Here is a 16,547-nt window from a genome sequence, read left to right as displayed (position 1 = left end):
CGACAGGACGAACCCGCGATGACCGACCCGATTGCAGACACCGACCTCATCGCCTTCGTCGACGGGCAGCTCGACGTGATGCGCCGCCTCGACGTGGAGGCGTACCTGGCGGGCAACCCCGACGTGGCGGCCCGCGTGATGGCCGAGATGCACGACCGCGACGCTCTGCGCGAATCCTTCGCGCCGTCGCCCGGCCCCGGGCCGGACCGCCTGCGCATCGCCGCCCGCCGCCTCGACCGGTCGCTGCGCTGGAACCGCGTCGCGTCGCGCTTCAAGCGGGCGGCGGCGATCGCCGTGCTGGTCGGCGCGGGCTGGCTCGCGCACAGCGAGGTCGGCCAGTTCGGGGTGCCCGACACCTTCGCCTCGCCGGTCGACCCGGCGCTCGTCGCCGACGCGCAGCAGGCCCGGCAGGTGGCGCAGCTCCGCGTCCGCATCGGCGCGCAGGGCGTGCCGGCCTACGACCGGGCGCGGCTCTCGGCGGCGACCGGCATCGCGCTGCCCGCGGTCCCCGAGGGCTGGACGGTGCGCGACGTGCAGGTGTTTCCCGCCCGCAGCGGCACCGGGATCGAGGTGGCGTTCGCGGCCGGCGAGCTCGGCGAGGTCTCGCTGTTCGCGACCCGGCGCCGCGCGACCGGGCTCGTGCACGCGGCCGGGCTCGCCACCGAGGTGGCCGATGCCGGCGACGGCGCGACGCTGGCCTGGACCACCGGCGACTCGGCCTACGCCGTCAGCGGCGGCCACGACGCGAAGGACCTGCGCCACGCCGCGCTCGCGCTCGCTTCGGCGCCCTGACGCCGGTCAGTCCAGCATCGACGGCGTCCGGTCGGCGGCGAGCATCGCCCGCGCCTCGGCCGAATCGACGTCCATGCGGGCGATCAGCGCCTCGGCGCTCGAGAATCGCTCCTCGCCGCGGATGAAGCCGACGAGCTCGACCGCGATCTCCTGCCCGTAGAGGTCGCCCGCGAACCCGAACAGGTTGACCTCGAGCAGCGGCGCGCCGTCGTCGAAGGTCGGGCGGCGGCCGTAGCTCGCCACCCCGTCCCGCATCGTGCCGTCGGGCAGGCGCACGCGCACCGCGTAGATGCCGTGGGCGAGGGCGCAGTCCGAGAGCGCGAGGTTGGCGGTCGGGTAGCCCAGCGTGCGCCCGCGCTTGTCGCCGTGCCGCACGGCGGCGATCACGAACCAGCGGTAGCCGAGCAGCGCGTTGGCGCGGGCCACCTCGCCCTCGGCGAGCGCCCGCCGGATCGCGCTGGACGAGACCGGGTCGGCCTCGGTGCCGAGCGCCACCGGCGCGACGATGCGGCACGACAGGCCGACCTCGGCGCACAGGGCCGCCAGCATCGCCGGCGTGCCCTCGCGCCCGCGCCCGAAATGGAAGTCGTGCCCGACGACGACGCCCGACAGGCCGAGGTCGTCGCGCAGCAGCCGATCGACGAAGTCGCGCGCCCCGGTGCCGGCGAGGCCCGCGTCGAACCGGCGCACGATCACCCCGTCGAGCCCGAGCCGCCGGAAGACGATCTCGCGGGCGGCGACGCCGGTGAGGCGGAACATCGGCTTGTCGGGGGCGAAGTAGGCTCGGGGATGCGGCTCGAAGGTGAGGATCGCCGCCGGGACCCCGGTCTCGTCGGCGGCGGCGCGCACCGCCGCGACCAGCGCGCGATGCCCGCGATGGACCCCGTCGAAATTGCCGATCCCGGCGACGGCGCCGCGAAGCGCTGCCGGCACCGGCTCGTCCTCGCGGCAGATCGTGAAGGGCCCGGGAGCCGCCTCGGGAGCCGTCTCGTCGCCTGACGCCATCGGGAGCTTTTGCGGATCGTCCAGTGCGGCGGCCCTCGCCGGAACCGCGGATTGCAGCGCCGCGGACCCTGTCGAAAACCGCCGGGGCGGTCAAGCGAGGGGGGGGCCTCCGCAGGACCGTCGAGCCCGCCCGACCCGACATCCGCTCAGCCCGCTTGGTCGCCCGGCCGGAACATGCGACCACCGGCAGCATCCGAGGCGGTGGCGCCTTGCCGATGAAGGGGCCGAGACGCCCGGTGCGCGAGATCCGCTTCGACCCAGGTTTCGACCGAGCCCGGCGATGGCGCGGCCGGTGATGCCGCGCTCGCTGCGGGCGCGGCTGCTCGCGCTCTGGCTGCTGCTGCTCGCCTCCGCCGCGGCCACCGCCTACCTGCTGTTCGCGTTCTACAGCCAGTCGGCCGACGTGCAGGTCGGCCAGGCCGAGGTCGCGGTCGCCCGCGCCTGCCGCGAGATCGTCGACCGCACCGCCTTCGTCGCCGGCGCGATGCCGTCCACGCGCGCGGTCGACGCCGCCCTGCGCGCCGACCTCGCCGATGCGGTGAGCGTGGCGCTCGCCCGTTCGCCCGGCGTCGAGGGCGGGATCTGGACCGCGTCCGACGGCTCGGTCGCCTACGCCTTCCCGACCTACGAGGGCACCGGGCCGAAGACCGACCTGCCGGCGGCCGAGCGCGACAGCATCGCGCAGATCAACGCCGACGCGCTGCGCACCGAGCGGCCCGTGGCGCTCCGCCGCCCGAGCCGGACGCAGGCCTTGCTGCTCCAGGCCTGCCCCCTGCGCGGCCCGATCGTCGGCGCGACGGCCTGGACCATGGCGCGGATCCAGACCGATCACGGCCCGGCCTACCGCCAGCTGCTTGCCGGCTTCGCCTTCCTCGCGGCGACCGTGCTCGGCTCGGCGCTGTTCCTCGGGCGCTTCCTCTACGGCTTCTCCGGCCACATCGCCCGGCTCAAGGCGCAGCTCGCCGCGCCGCGCTCCGAGCGCGGCGACCTGCCCGACCTCGCGCCGACCGGCGAGCCGGAGCTCGACCGCCTCGTCGACGCGCTGAACGCGGCGAGCGCGCGCCTGCGCGAGGCGCAGGGACGGGCGGTGGCGGCCGAGAAGCTCGCGGCGGTCGGGCGGCTCTCGGCGAGCGTCGCCCACGAGATCCGCAACCCGCTCTCGGCGATGCGCCTCAAGGCCGAGAACGCCCTGGCGAGCGGCGATCCGGCCCGCGCCCGCGGCGCGATCGAGACCGTGCTGGAGCAGGTCGCCCGCATCGACGGGCTGCTCTCGGACCTCCTCGGCCTGACGCAGGCGCGGCCGCCCGTGCGTGCGCCCGCCGACGTCGCCGCCCTGCTCGAGGCCAGCGCCCGCCTGCACGAGGATCTGGCCCGCGAGCAGAGCGTGCGGCTCGCGGTCGAGACCGACGGGCTGCCGGCCGGCGCCCGGGTCTCGATCGATGCCGGCCAGATCGCCCGGGCGCTGGACAACCTCGTGCTCAATGCGCTCCAGCACGTGCCCGAGGGCGGCCTCGTCCGGCTCGCCGCCGCGCGCATCGGCGACGCTCGCGGCGCGCGCCTGCTCCTCACCGTCTCCGATACCGGGCCGGGCGTCCCCGACGCGATCCGGGCCGAGCCGTTCGAGCCCTTCGCCACCGGACGTCCCGACGGCACCGGCCTCGGCCTCGCGATCGTGCGCGAGATCGCCCGCGCGCATGACGGCGAGGTGCGGCTCGTCGAATCGACCGTGGGCGCCACCTTCGAGATCGACCTGCCCTGGCTCTGATGGCGATATGGCTCTGATCCTCATCGTCGACGACGACGCGGCCCTGGCCGAGAGCCTCGCCGAGACCATCGCCGATCTCGGCCACCGGCCCCTGGTGGCGGCCTCGGGCCGCGAGGCCCTGTCGCGGCTGGCGGCCGAGCCGGGGGTCGCCGCGATCCTGCTCGACCTGCGCATGCCGGGCGACCTCGACGGCATGGCGGTGCTCGCCCGCATCCGCGCGCAGGACAGCCCGCCGCCGGTGACCGTGCTCACGGCCTACGCTAATGCCGGCAACACCATCGAGGCGATGCGGCTGGGCGCGCACGACCACCTGACGAAGCCCGTCGGCCGCGCCGACCTCGCGGCGGTGCTGTCCGCGATGCTCGACCGGCCGGCGATCCCCTCGGCCGCGGCCGGCGAGCCGGGCGCCGGCGACGGCCTCGTCGGGTCGAGCGCCGGGATGCGGCGGGTGCAGAAGACCATCGGGCTCGCCGCCGACAGCGATGCGACGATCCTGATCCAGGGCGAGACCGGCACCGGCAAGGAGCTGGTGGCGCGCGCGCTCCACACCTACGCGAAGCACCGCTCCGGCGCCTTCGTCCCGGTCAACTGCGCCGCGATCCCCCGCGACCTCCTCGAGAGCGAGCTGTTCGGCCATGTCCGCGGGGCGTTCAGCGGCGCGGTGACGGACCGAACCGGCGCGTTCCGCGAGGCGAACGGGGGAACCCTGTTCCTCGACGAGATCGGCGACATGCCGCGCGAGATGCAGGCCAAGATCCTGCGGGTGATCCAGGACAAGGTCGTGGCGCCGGTCGGCGGGCGCCCGGTCGCCGTCGCGGTGCGGGTGGTCGCCGCGACGCACCGCGACCTGCCGGGGATGGTCGCCGCCGGCACGTTCCGCGAGGACCTGTACTACCGCCTCAACGTCGTCCCGATCGCGCTGCCGCCCCTGCGCGAGCGCCTCGCCGACATCCTGCCGCTCGCCGAGCATTTCCTGGCCGGCGCCGGGCTCGGGGGGAAGCGGCTGACGGCGGCGGCCGCCGCGAGGCTGCTCGGGCATGCCTGGCCAGGCAACGTCCGCGAGCTGCGCAACGTGATCGAGCGCGCCGGCGTGCTGGTGCGGGGCGACGCGATCGACGCGCCCGACCTCGACCTGCCCGCCGCCGCCCGCAGGGCCGAGCCGGTCGACTGGCTCGCCGGCGACCTGCCCGGCGCCGTGGCGCGGCTCGAGGCGGCGATGATCGCAGCGGCCCTGGAGGCGTCCGGCGGCAACCGCACCGCGGCCGCCCGGCGCCTCGGCATCCAGCGCCAGCTGCTCTACACCAAGATCGAGCGCTACGGCCTCGGCGCGCCGGCCGACGGCGCGCGCCTGTCCGATCTCACGACGGTCGCTGTCGCGAATCCGGACGATCAAGCTTGACCGTTGCCGAGGCAACCATCTGATCCGTAAGCGTTTTGTCGATGGCACGGACGGTGCCATGGCCTTCCCGTGATCCGATCGGGACAGGGAGGCGTCGTGCGGCATCGGAAGACGGCTCTCCTCCCGGCCATCGCGGCGCTCGCCCTCTCGGCAGCGAGCGCCGCGGCGCAGACGGCGTTCGATCCCGCCGGCCTGCCCGAGACACGCGGAACGGTGCGGCAGTACACGCTGACGCCACGCGGCGACATCGACGGCCTGATCCTCACCGACGGCACCGAGGTGAAGGCGCCGCCCCATCTCAGCGTGCAGCTGGCCTTCGCGGTGCGCCCCGGGGATGCCGTCACCATCCACGGACTGAAGGCCCGCGCGCTGCCGCTGGTCGACGGGACGATGATCCGCAACGACGCGACCGGGGCGACGGTGATCGACCTCGGGCCGCCCGGGCGCGACCGCAGCGAGACGACGGTGACCGGGCGCGTGGCCATGCCGCTGCACGGCAAGCGCGGCGAGATCAACGGGGTGCTGCTCGCGGACGGCACGCAGGTGCGGATACCGCCGCGCGAGGCCGAACGCTGGAACGCCGAGCTCCGGGCCGGGCGCGCCCTGACCGTCCGCGGGGTTCTCGCCCGGAGCGCGCTGGGCACCGTGATCGAGGCGCACGCCATCGCCGCCGCCACCGGCGCGATGACCGAGATCGATCCGGGGCGGCCCCCGCCGCCGGACGCCCCTCCGCCGCCACCGGACGCCGCGCCGCCGCGCTGACCGACCCACCACCCCTCAGAGAGACGATCATGACGACGACGAACGCCACCGGAACCGTCTGGGCCATCTTCGGGCACCGCTTCGCCATCGAAGGCGCCGACGGGCGACACCTCGCCGACCTCGGGCCGAAGGGGGCCGAGGGCATCGCGCTCCGCGTCGGCGATGCCGTGACGGTGGAGGGCGAGCGCAAGCCGTCGGAGATCAAGGTCGCGCGCCTCACCGCCGCCGACGGCACGGTGCACGCGGTGACGTGGCCGGCGAAGGCTGCGGGTTCGGATGCGGATCCGGCCGCGGCGATCGCCGCCGCGGAGGCCGCCGGCTACCGCGTGACCGGCGAGCCGGAGCGGCGGCCGAAGCACTTCGACGTGCCGGCCGAGAAGGACGGGCAGGCCGTCCGGCTGCACGTCGACCACGACGGCACCGTCCGCAAGCCGAAGCCGGCGACGGCCGAGGCGGCCTGATCGCAGCCGGGCGGCGGAACACAGGCGCGATCAACGACTTGAGCACCCGGCCGAGCGGAGGCGATCCGCCCGGCCACCCGACCAGCGAGGGCGACGACGTGAGCACGACACAGGCGGGGGCGAGGGACGGCACGGCCGGTTCGATGCCGTCGGCGAAGACCCTGCGCGGGCTCGACGCCCTCAACTTCTTCCTCGCCGACGTGCGCGACGGCCTCGGGCCCTATCTCGCGATCTACCTGATCGCCGTGCGCGGGCCCGACCAGGGCTGGAACGAGGCGACGACGGGCCTGATCATGACGATCGCGGGCATCGCCGGGCTGATCGCGCAGACGCCGGCCGGGATGTTGATCGACGGCACCAACGCCAAGCGCGCCGTGGTGATCGCTGCCGCCCTGGCGGTGACGGCGAGCTGCCTCGCGCTGCCGTTCATCGGCAACTTCTACCTCGTCGCCGCGACGCAATCGGTCGCCGGCGTCGCCGGGGCGATCTTCCCGCCGGCGCTCGCCGCCATCACCCTCGGGATCGTCGGCCCAAAAATGTTCTCGCGGCGGATCGGCCGCAACGAGGGCTTCAACCACGCCGGCAACGCCGTCTCCGCCGCGCTCGCCGGCGGGCTCGCCTACTTCTTCGGGCCCGTCGTGGTGTTCTGGCTGATGGGGGCGCTCGCCGTCTGCTCCATCGGCGCGATGCTCTTGGTGCCGGCGCGAGCCATCGACGACGACCTCGCCCGCGGCATGACCAAGGAACAGGACGTCGCCGAGGAGGACGCGCCGTCGGGCTTCGCCACCCTGCTGAAGAACAAGCCGCTGGTGCTGTTCGCCGGCCTGTGCGCGCTGTTCCACCTCTCGAACGCGGCGATGCTGACCTCGGTCGGGCAGCTGCTGACGCACCTGTCGGGCAAGGACCACGCGACCTCGCTGATCGCGGTCTGCATCGTCGCCGCGCAATGCGTGATGGTGCCGGTGGCGATGTTCGTCGGTGCCAAGGCCGACGCGATCGGGCGCAAGCCGATCTTCCTCGCGGCCTTCGGCGTTCTGGCCCTGCGCGGCGTGCTCTACACGCTGTCGGACAACCCGTTCTGGCTCGTCGGCGTCCAGCTGCTCGACGGCGTCGGTGCCGGCGTCTACGGCGCGCTGTTCCCGGTGGTGGTGGCCGACCTCACCCGCGGCGGCGGCCGCTTCAACGCCGCGCAGGGGGCGGTGGCGACGGCGCAGGGGCTCGGTGCCGCGTTCAGCGCCACCTTCGCCGGGTTGATCATCGTCTCGGCGGGCTACTCGGCCGCGTTCCTGGCGCTCGCGGCGACCGCCGGGCTCGGCTTCGTCCTCTACCTCGCGCTGATGCCCGAGACCCGCGACGCGACCGCGATCGGAGGCCGCCCGGACGGCGGCCTGCCGGCCGCGATGCCCGCGACCGCTTGATCGGACGGACCCACCCGCAATGTCCGACGCCTCCATGCCGACCGCCGCCGAGCGCGGGACGCTGACCGGCGAACCGCTGGTGTTCCTGCACGTCGGCGACCTGCACCTGACGAAGCCCGGCGCGCGCAACGCCGCCGACTTCCGCGCGATCCTCGACCAGATCGCGGCGATCGCGCCGCAGCACCTGCTCGACTTCGTCTACCTGCCCGGCGACCTCGCCGAGAACGGCTGGGCCTGCGAGTACGCGATCCTCGCCGACGCCCTCGCCCGGCATCCGCACCTGCCGGTGCGCCTGATTCCCGGCGACCACGACCGGCAGCAGGGGGCGATGGCCGACTTCCAGGCGTTCCACGCCGGACTGGTCGCGTCGCGGGGCCTGCCGGCTCCGACGGTGTGGACGCTGGACCAGCCGCCGGTGGGGTCGCCCGAGGAGACCTGGCCGCCGGCCGAGATCCCGCATTTCTGCGCGTGCGAGGATTTTCAGGGCGTCCGCTGCCTGTTCGTCGACATCGTCAGCCCGGGCTACGGCCGGAAGGGCATCGGCCTCGATTTCCGCCTGGGGCCCGACCAGACGCAGTGGCTGAGCGCGGCGCTGACCAAGGCGGCCGAGGACGGCGTTCCCGTCGCGGTGTTCATGCACGCCTACCCCGACGACCTGCGCGAGCCCGACGACCGCCTCGACGTCGCCGGCCTGTTCCGGGCCACGGGCGTGCGCCTCGTGGAGATGGGCCACACCCACTACAACGAGCTCGCCCATGACGGGCGCACCCTCTACGCCGCGGCGCGCTCGGTCGGGCAGAACGAGGACGGCTCGGTCGGCTACGCGGTCGCGGCGATCGACGGCCCGGTCACGAGCTGGCGCTTCAAGGCGCTCGACCGCCCGTGGCCGTTCGTGCTGATCACCAGCCCGGCCGACCGGCGCGTCGCCGCGCGGCCGGCGACGCCCGAGACCTCCGGCATGGTCGCCGACGCGCGCGGGCGGATCGCGGTCCGCGCCGTGGTGCTCTCCGACGCGCCGCCGCGCTACGTGCATGCCCGCGTCGGGACAGGGCCATGGGTCCGCATGGCGCACGCGGGCGGGCGCACCTACGCGGCGTGGCTGGCCTGGCCGCGGGACGCGCGCAGCATCCAGGTCGAGGCGGTGCACGAGGACTGGTCCGGCCACGGGCCCGACTTCGTCGACACCGACGTGATCGAGCCGGTCGTCGCCTTCGACGAGCCCGGCTTCGTGCCCGCGATCCCGGGCAAGCCCGGCAGCGACGTGCCGAATGTCGGCCGCTGGCTCCAGAAGGGCGTGCGCGGCGACCAGCTCGGGCCCAACCGGGCCGGGCGCAAGTGGTGAGCGCCTGACCCAGGATTTCAGGACGACACGCGCCCCGCGGGGCGCCGGGGGATGCAAGACGTGATTGCTGGACTGGCCATGACACCCAACCTCGCGACCTGGGGGATCGCGGGCGCCGCGACGCTCGGCGTGATCCTGCGGCCGTTCGGATGGCCGGAGGCGATCTGGGCGGCGCTCGGGGCCGTCCTCCTCGTCGTCCTCGGGCTGCTGCCGTGGCACGACGCGCTCGACGGCGTCGCCAAGGGGACCGACGTCTACCTGTTACTGATCGGCATGATGCTGCTTGCCGAGATCGCGCGGAAGGAGGGCCTGTTCGACTGGCTCGCGACGATCGCGGTGCGGATGGCCAAGGGCTCGGCCACGCGGCTGTTCCTGCTGGTCTACGTCGTCGGCACGGTGGTGACGGTGTTCCTCTCGAACGACGCCTGCGCCGTGGTGCTGACGCCGGCCGTCTACGCCGCGACCAAGGCGGCGAAGGTCGAGAACCCGCTGCCCTACCTGTTCATCTGCGCCTTCATCGCCAACGCGGCGAGCTTCGTGCTGCCGATCTCGAACCCGGCCAACCTCGTCGTGTTCGCCGACCACATGCCGCCGCTGGGGGAATGGCTCGCGACCTTCGGCCTGCCCTCGGTGCTGGCCATCGTCGCCACCTACCTCGTCCTGCGCGTCACGCAGAACGGCACGCTGAAGCGCCAGGCGATCGCGACCGACGTCGAGGCCGCGTCGCTCGGGCTCGGCGGCAAGGTCGCGGGCGCCGGCATCGTCGCCACCGCGGCTGCGCTGATCGGGTCGTCGGCGGCCGGGATCGAGCTCGGCCTGCCGACCTTCATCGCGGGGCTGGCCACCACCCTCGTCGTCCTCGCGATCAAGCGCAGCGGCCTCGTCGCGGTGGTGAAGGACGTGTCGTGGAGCGTGCTGCCGCTGGTCGCCGGCCTGTTCGTCCTGGTTGAGGCGCTGGAGAAGTCCGGCGTGCTCAAGATGATCGCCGACCAGCTCAAGGCCTACGCCCAGGCCGACCCGGCCGGCACCGCCTGGGGCTCGGGCGTCGCCGTCGCCGTCGGCTCCAACCTCGTCAACAACCTGCCGGCGGGCCTCCTCGCCGGCGCCGCGGTCCATGCCGCGGCCGTCTCCAAGACCATCGCCGCCGCGATCCTGATCGGCGTCGACCTCGGACCGAACCTCTCGGTCACCGGCTCGCTCGCCACGATCCTCTGGCTCACCGCGATCCGGCGCGAGGGCGAGGATGTCGGCTTCTGGCGCTTCCTCAAGCTCGGCCTGCTGGTGATGCCGCCGGCGCTGGCGCTGGCGCTCGCCGGCCTGCTCCTCGTCTGACGCCTCGGCCAAGCCCTCAGCCCTTCGGATCGGAGATCCCCCCGTGAACGCCGCCCTGCTCTATCCCTTCATCCTCGTCGCCGGCGCCCTCCAGGCGCTCGGCAACTCCATGAACGCCCAGCTGCGGGGGCGGCTGGTGAACCCGTGGCTGGCGGCGACGGTGTCGTTCGCCCCGATCGTGTTCGTGTTCGCGACGTTGTTCTTCATCATGCCGGTGCCGCTCCCGACCCTGGAGACGCTGGGCAAGATGCCCTGGTACGCCCCGCTCGGCGGCGTCGCGGGCGCGGTCGCGGTGTTCGGCGGCCTCGCCTTCATCGACAAGGTCGGCGCCGGGCCGTTCAACGGCCTGACGCTGACGGCCAACATCCTGGCCTCGCTGGCGATGGATGCGTTCGGCCTGTTCGGGCTGCAGGGCGGCGGCTTCAAGCCGATGCCGTGGCTCGGCGGCCTGCTGATGGCCGTCGGCGTCTTCTTCATCGCCCGCACCACCGCCGACACGGGCGGGGAGAAGGACGAGGGCCACGGCCTCAACCCGAAGCTGCTCTACCCATTCATCGTCGTCGCGGGCATCCTGCAGGCGGTGGGCGTGGTGTGGAACTCCCAGCTGCGCGGCGCCCTGGTGAACCCCTGGCTCGCGGCGACCGTCTCGTTCCTGCCCGTCGTCTTCGTGTTCGCGCTGGTGTTCCTGGTGCGGCCGACGCCGCTCCCGACCCGCGAGGACGTGAAGGGCGTGCGCTGGTGGATGCCGCTCGCCGGCATCACCGGCGCGGTGGCGGTGTTCGGCGGCCTGCTGTTCGTCGACACGGTCGGCGCCGGCGCCTTCAACGGCCTCTTGATCACCGCCAACCTGCTGACCTCGGTGGCGCTCGACCATTTCGGCTGGGTCGGCATGAAGCAGGTCAAGGCCGGCCCGGCGCGGCTCGGCGGCGCCGCGCTGATGGTGGCCGGCATCCTGCTGATCTCGATCTTCTGACGATGCGGCCCCCGGCGGACGGCGCGTCAAACGTCGTCCGGGCCCTCGCTGCCCGTGTCGGGACCCGTGCCTTTGCCCTTGCCTTGCGCGACCGCGCCGGCACGGATCGCGTCGAGGGTCTGGGTCGGCGTCAGCGCCTGCGGGGCGACGAGGCAGTGCAGCATCGCCGGCAGCCCGGAGGCGAGCGCCCGCTCGAAGGCCGGCGCGAAGTCCTCCGTCCGCTCCACGCGCTCGCCGTGGCCGCCATAGGCGCGGGCCAGCGCCGCGAAATCCGGGTTGCGCAGCCGCGTGCCGGAGACGCGGCCGGGATATTCGCGCTCCTGATGCATGCGGATGGTGCCGTACATGCCGTTGTCGAGCACCACGACGACGATCGGAATCGCGTATTGCACGGCGGTCGCGAATTCCTGGCCGGTCATCAGCAGGTCGCCGTCGCCCGCGAGCGCGACCACGATGCGCTCGGGGTGCGTGCGCTTGGCCATGATCGCGGCGGGCACGCCGTAGCCCATCGAGCCCGAGGTCGGCGCGAGCTGGGTTCGGAAATCCCGGAACCGGTAGTAGCGATGGATCCAGGTGGCGAAGTTGCCCGCCCCGTTGCAGAGGATCGCGTCGGCCGGCAGCCGCCCGCGCAGGAAGGTCACCGCCTCGCCGTACTGGAAGGCGCCGGGCGTCGCCGCCGGTCGCTCCGACCAGTCGCGGTAGCTCGCATGCGCCGCGACCGCGCGTCCACGCCGCGCCGCGACGGCCGGCGGCGATGCCCGGAGCGCCGCGAGCAGCGGGCCGGGCGCGGCCTGGATCGCCAGGGCCGGCTGGTAGACCCGGCCGAGTTCGTTCGCGTCCGGGTGGGCGTGGACCAGCGGCAGGCCGGGATCGGGGATGCCGAGCAGGCGATAGGACTGCGCCGGCATCTCCGAGAGCCGGCCGCCGATCATCACCAGCAGGTCGGCCGCGCGGATGCGGGCGACGAGGGCCGGGTTCGGGCCGATGCCGAGTTCGCCGGCGTAGTGCGGATGGTCGGCCGGGAAAAGGTGGGCGCGCCGGAACGAGGTCGCCACCGGCAGGTCCTCGGCCTCGGCGACGGCGACGAGGTCGTCGCGCGCGGCCTCGTTCCAGCGCGAGCCGCCGACGAGGACGATCGGGCTTTGCGCGCCGTCGAGCCTCCGGCGCAGGTCGGACACGTCCTCCGGGCGGGGTGCGGGCTCCGCCGGCTCGACGGGCCCCGCATCGGCGACCGCGACCGCGTCGTCGAGCATGTCCTCCGGCAGCGCCACCACCACCGGGCCGGGGCGCCCCTGCATCGCCGTCCGGAAGGCGCGGGCCACGAGCTCGGGGATGCGCGCGGCGTCGTCGATCTCGACCACCCACTTGGCCACGGTGCCGAACATCGCGCGGTAGTCGATCTCCTGGAACGCGTCGCGGTCCCGCATCGCGCGGGCGACCTGGCCGACGAACAGGATCATCGGCGTCGAGTCCTGCTGCGCCACGTGCAGGCCGGATGCGGCGTTGGTGGCGCCGGGGCCGCGGGTGACGAAGCAGATGCCCGGCCGGCCGGTGAGCTTGCCCGCCGCCTCGGCCATCATCGCGGCCCCGCCCTCCTGCCGGCAGACCAGCACGTCGACGTCCGTGTCGTAGAGCGCGTCGAGCACTGCGAGGTAGCTCTCGCCGGGGACGCAGGTCAGGCGCCCGACGCCCTGCGCCAGGAGCTGGTCGACGAGCACGCGCGCGCCGGTTCGGGGTCGGGCCATCGGCGGTTTCCTCGTGCGGACCGGAGCGGTCGCCCTCGCGCGGGGAAGTCTGGTTCGCCGGGCGTCGAAGGCAAGGCCGCAGCCTGCGCGCGGCGGCGGGAGACGAGGCCGTCGCGAACATGCTCGGCCTCCGTTCGAGGCCCTGCCGCGCGGGGCGGCCCTGTCAGTCCGTCGCGTCGTCGGCGCCGGACACCGCATCGCGGAAGCGAAGCAGGCGGGCGCGGGCCGAGCGCGAATCCGCCTCGGGTGCGTCGCCGTCCGGACGAAGGGCGGCGGCCTCGTCGAGACCGGTGGCGTGCTGCGCCCGCACGAGCGGTGCGCCGATCGCGGCCATCAGGATCCGCAGCCCGTCGATCCAGTCCTCGACCTCGGCCAGCGAGGCGAAGCCCTCGCGCCGATACGTCTTGTCGGGTGCGAGCGTGGCGACGGCGTCGAACAGGCCGTCGTCCCGGTCGTGAATGCGATAGGAAACCAAGCGAGGCATGACGAATAGATACCTCAACCTTCCCCGTGCGAGAAGGTTGCCCGTGAGGAAATCGGACGCGATGGTATCGGTTCCGACCTTCAGGCAGCGCATTCGGGTCGCACGGTCCCGTGATCCGCGAAGCTCAGCATCCGGGCGCGATTGCCTGAGCCCGTGATGCGCGGCACGGTGATTCCGAAGGATGGGGCGTTGCTTGCCGAGGCAACGATTTCTGAAGTCGCTCGCGATCGCGCCCCGTTCATCACCGGCTCAGAATTTAATATGCAATTACCTTAGACTGGCTCAAAAGAGCTTGACCGTAAGAACCTTGGGACGCTCCATCGGCATGACGCACGCCATCTCCAACGGTCGGGACGAAACCTTCGAGACCGAGCTGAACGAGGTCGACGTCGCGGCCGCGGTCCGCAACCATCTCGGCGGCGAGCTGCGCGCCTACTTTGCCCTGCCGACCTGCGATGCCCTGCCGGAACCGCTCCTCGTGCTGGTGCGCCGCTTCGAGGCGGTGCTGGCGAGCCGCGGCGAGACGCCGACCACGGCGTTCCGCGACGACCTGATGGCGGTGCTTCCGGCTTTGCGCACCTTCGCGTTCTCGCTCGTCGGCGACATGAGCCGGACCGACGACCTGGTCCAGGAAACGCTGATGAAGGCGTGGATGAACCAGCACCGGTTCCAGCCGGGCTCGAACCTGGTCGCGTGGCTGTTCACGATCATGCGCAACCAGTTCTACACCGAGATCCGCAAGCGCAAGCGCGAGGTCGAGGATGCGGACGGGGTCCAGGCCGGCAAGCTCACCGCCGTGCCCGATCAGGAGGACGTCGTCACCCTGAAGCGGCTCTACGCGGTGATGGAGACGCTGCCGGCGACGCAGCGGGAGGCGCTGCTCCTCGTCGGGGCCGAGGGCCTGACCTACGAGGAGGCGGCGGTCCGGCTGCAATGCCAGGTCGGCACGGTGAAGAGCCGGGTCAGCCGGGCGCGGGGCCAGCTCGCCGGCCTGCTCGGGCTCGAGCGGGAGCCGCCGCCGCGTCACGCCCCCTGACGCGCGGCGGCGCCCGGCCGCCCGGAGAGCGGTCCAATGCCGCGTCGGGTGGCGGCGGCCGCGCGGGGCGCCACTTCGGGTCTCGGCGACCGTCCAGCCGGGCTCGAGCGACCCAGGATCCATGGCGACCTACTTCACGGCCGACACGCATTTCGGCGATGCCGACCTCGTCCGGCGCCGGCGCAGCGCCTTCGGGTCGGTCGAGGACCACGACGAGGCGCTGGTCGCGCGCTGGAACGCGCGCGTCGGCGCCGACGACGAGGTCTGGCACCTCGGCGACTTCGCCGCCGAGGCGAGCCGCGCGCATTGCGCCGCGATCTTCCGGCGGCTGAACGGCGTGAAGCGGCTGGTGCGCGGCAACCACGACACCAACCGCGTGCTCGACCTGCCCTGGGCCGAGCCGCCGGTCGACAGCGCCCGCATCAGCGTGATGGATGCCGCCGGCCGCCCGCAGCGCCTGTTCCTGTCGCACTACCCGCATCGCTCGTGGCCGGGCTTCTGGCGCGAGACCCGGCACCTCTACGGCCACACCCACGCCTGCCTGCCCGACACCAGCCGATCCTGCGATGTCGGCGTCGACGCGCAGGATTACCGACCGGTCGACCTCGCCGAGGTGCTCGCCCGCCAGGACGCCGCCGAACAGGCGCCCGAGGAGATGGCGATCCGCGGCCTGCGCTGAGACGCGCCTGCGCCGGCCCGCCGGCGTCAATCGGCCGGGACGAAGCGCAGCGTGCCCGCGCGCCGGGTCGGCTGGCCGGTGTCGCTGGTGTGGTTGATCCCGTCCATCACCGGAACCTCCGCGAAATCGAACGGGCTGACCCCGTCGAGGCAGGCGACGTTGACCGCGTACAGGGTCCGGTCGGACCGGCGCTGGTGATGGGTGTAGACCCCGCAGCGCGCGCAGAAGAAGTGCTGCGCCGTGCCGGTGTGGAAGCGGTAGCGCGTCAGCGCCGCCTCGCCCTCCAGGATCTCGACCCCGCCCATCGCCGCCATCGCGACGACGGCGCCGCGCATCCGGCAATAGGAGCAGGTGCAGCGGCGGATCGACCGGAAGCCGTCGCCGAGCGTCGCCGAGAACCGGACCGCGCCGCAATGGCACCGGCCCGTCAGGGTCGTCGTGTCGTTCGCCATGTCGCCTCCGTCGTCCACTCCCGATCACGCGCGCCGCGGCCTCGGTGGTCCGCCCCGGCCGGATCACCACGCCAGGCATGCCGCGCCGAGGGCGACGGCGAGGCAGGACGCGATCCGCCGCGGGCTCAGTTCCTCGCCGAGAAAGAGCCGTCCGATGAGGGCGGCGTAGACCACGCTGGTCTCGCGCAGGGCCGAGACCGCCCCCATCGCGTCGGACTGCATCGCCCAGATCACGATGCCGTAGGCGAGCAGCGAGACCAGGCCGCCGGCGAGCGCCATCGCGGTCTGCGCGCCGGTATAGGCCGGCGGCGTCCCGCGCATCGCCCAGTAGAGCGGCGGCATGGTCAGGCTCCACAGCAGGAACATGCTCGCCGCGTAGGACAGGCTGTTCCCCGACAGCCGCACCCCGATGCCGTCGACGACGGTGTAGGCCCCGATCAGCGATCCGGTGGTGAGCGCGGCCGGGACGAAGTCCGCCCGCATCCGCCCCTGGAAGGCGAGGGATAGGATGCCGCCCGAGACCAGGACGATGCCGAGGACGGCGACCGCGCCGGGCGTCTCGTGCGCGAACACCGCGGCGCCGAGGGCGACGAGGACGGGCGAGGAGCCGCGCGAGATCGGGTAGGTCTGCCCGAGGTCGCCCGAGCGATAGGTCCGCACCAGGGAGAGGTTGTAGGCGGTGTGGATCAGCGCGGAGGCGATCACGTAGGGCCAGCTCGCCGCGTCCGGCCACGGCAGGAGCGCGACCGCGACCGCCGAGACGGCGGCGACGGCGATCATCATCAGGGTCATCGACCACAGCCGGTCGCTGCCGCCGCGCAGCACCGCGTTCCAGCCGGCATGGAGGATCGCGGCGCCGACGACGCAGGCGAGGACGAGCGGGGTCATGCGCGGTCGCCGGG

The 16,547-nt window shown here is 73.5% G+C and carries 16 protein-coding genes; 11 read left to right on the top strand and 5 right to left on the bottom strand.

Translation table 11 applies throughout. From position 1 onward, the window contains the following. Positions 1–18: 18 nt before the first annotated feature. Positions 19–792 (top strand): anti-sigma factor family protein, encoded by a 774-nt coding sequence (locus MKK55_RS04955; protein WP_147843668.1) that lies wholly within the window; start codon positions 19–21, stop codon positions 790–792. A gap of 6 nt (positions 793–798) precedes the next feature. Here the strand turns inward: MKK55_RS04955 and MKK55_RS04950 are convergent, their stop codons facing one another. Continuing rightward, positions 799–1,797, bottom strand: coding sequence for a bifunctional riboflavin kinase/FAD synthetase (locus MKK55_RS04950; RefSeq protein WP_147729638.1), 999 nt, complete (start codon positions 1,795–1,797; stop codon positions 799–801). Between the two features lie 280 nt (positions 1,798–2,077). Between MKK55_RS04950 and MKK55_RS04945 the strand changes: the two genes are divergently transcribed. The 8 genes from MKK55_RS04945 (at position 2,078) to MKK55_RS04910 (ending at position 11,249) form a co-directional block, all read left to right on the top strand. Then, entirely contained in the window at positions 2,078–3,562 is a 1,485-nt protein-coding gene (locus MKK55_RS04945; RefSeq protein ID WP_243933568.1) for a sensor histidine kinase, read from the top strand. A 7-nt stretch (positions 3,563–3,569) separates the two neighbouring features. Beyond that, positions 3,570–4,961, top strand: coding sequence for a sigma-54-dependent transcriptional regulator (locus MKK55_RS04940; protein ID WP_243933567.1), 1,392 nt, complete (start codon positions 3,570–3,572; stop codon positions 4,959–4,961). A gap of 96 nt (positions 4,962–5,057) precedes the next feature. Continuing rightward, positions 5,058–5,723 carry a hypothetical protein gene (locus MKK55_RS04935; RefSeq protein ID WP_243933566.1) on the top strand — a complete coding sequence of 222 codons (666 nt, stop codon included), beginning with the start codon at positions 5,058–5,060 and terminating at the stop codon, positions 5,721–5,723. Between the two features lie 29 nt (positions 5,724–5,752). After that, positions 5,753–6,184: a hypothetical protein gene (locus tag MKK55_RS04930; protein WP_243933565.1), complete on the top strand. Its 432-nt coding sequence runs from the start codon at positions 5,753–5,755 to the stop codon at positions 6,182–6,184. A gap of 143 nt (positions 6,185–6,327) precedes the next feature. Then, the gene (locus tag MKK55_RS04925) at positions 6,328–7,602 is read left to right on the top strand and encodes an MFS transporter (RefSeq protein WP_147728237.1); all 1,275 of its coding nucleotides are present in this window, start codon (positions 6,328–6,330) and stop codon (positions 7,600–7,602) included. Positions 7,603–7,621: 19 nt separating this feature from the next. After that, on the top strand, positions 7,622–8,944 hold the full coding sequence (locus tag MKK55_RS04920; protein WP_243933564.1) for a metallophosphoesterase family protein: 1,323 nt from the start codon (positions 7,622–7,624) through the stop codon (positions 8,942–8,944). A gap of 78 nt (positions 8,945–9,022) precedes the next feature. Further along, positions 9,023–10,276 (top strand): arsenic transporter, encoded by a 1,254-nt coding sequence (locus MKK55_RS04915; protein WP_243933563.1) that lies wholly within the window; start codon positions 9,023–9,025, stop codon positions 10,274–10,276. A 43-nt stretch (positions 10,277–10,319) separates the two neighbouring features. Beyond that, the gene (locus MKK55_RS04910) at positions 10,320–11,249 is read left to right on the top strand and encodes a DMT family transporter (RefSeq protein WP_147728234.1); all 930 of its coding nucleotides are present in this window, start codon (positions 10,320–10,322) and stop codon (positions 11,247–11,249) included. 26 nt (positions 11,250–11,275) lie between these two features. Here MKK55_RS04910 and MKK55_RS04905 read toward each other — a convergent pair whose 3' ends face one another. Together MKK55_RS04905 and MKK55_RS04900 are read right to left on the bottom strand one after the other, a co-directional pair. Then, a complete protein-coding gene (locus MKK55_RS04905; protein ID WP_243933562.1) occupies positions 11,276–12,994 on the bottom strand; it encodes a thiamine pyrophosphate-binding protein in 1,719 nt (572 codons plus the stop codon). Between the two features lie 163 nt (positions 12,995–13,157). After that, complete coding sequence (locus tag MKK55_RS04900) at positions 13,158–13,478, bottom strand: hypothetical protein (protein ID WP_187274904.1); 321 nt, start codon at positions 13,476–13,478, stop codon at positions 13,158–13,160. A gap of 325 nt (positions 13,479–13,803) precedes the next feature. On the opposite strand from MKK55_RS04900, the gene MKK55_RS04895 reads away from it, so the two are divergent. Both MKK55_RS04895 and MKK55_RS04890 read left to right on the top strand, forming a co-directional pair. After that, positions 13,804–14,514 (top strand): sigma-70 family RNA polymerase sigma factor, encoded by a 711-nt coding sequence (locus tag MKK55_RS04895; RefSeq protein WP_147844590.1) that lies wholly within the window; start codon positions 13,804–13,806, stop codon positions 14,512–14,514. Positions 14,515–14,635: 121 nt separating this feature from the next. Next, positions 14,636–15,193, top strand: a complete 558-nt coding sequence (locus tag MKK55_RS04890) for a metallophosphoesterase (protein ID WP_147844576.1) — start codon at positions 14,636–14,638, stop codon at positions 15,191–15,193. 26 nt (positions 15,194–15,219) lie between these two features. Here the strand turns inward: MKK55_RS04890 and MKK55_RS04885 are convergent, their stop codons facing one another. Together MKK55_RS04885 and MKK55_RS04880 are read right to left on the bottom strand one after the other, a co-directional pair. After that, positions 15,220–15,645, bottom strand: coding sequence for a GFA family protein (locus MKK55_RS04885; protein ID WP_147729667.1), 426 nt, complete (start codon positions 15,643–15,645; stop codon positions 15,220–15,222). A gap of 63 nt (positions 15,646–15,708) precedes the next feature. Continuing rightward, positions 15,709–16,533 carry an EamA family transporter gene (locus MKK55_RS04880; RefSeq protein WP_147844577.1) on the bottom strand — a complete coding sequence of 275 codons (825 nt, stop codon included), beginning with the start codon at positions 16,531–16,533 and terminating at the stop codon, positions 15,709–15,711. Positions 16,534–16,547 lie beyond the last annotated feature (14 nt).

It is taken from the genome of Methylobacterium sp. J-059 (assembly GCF_022829485.1).
Lineage (GTDB): Bacteria > Pseudomonadota > Alphaproteobacteria > Rhizobiales > Beijerinckiaceae > Methylobacterium.
This window is presented reverse-complemented; position numbering and strand designations above follow the sequence as displayed.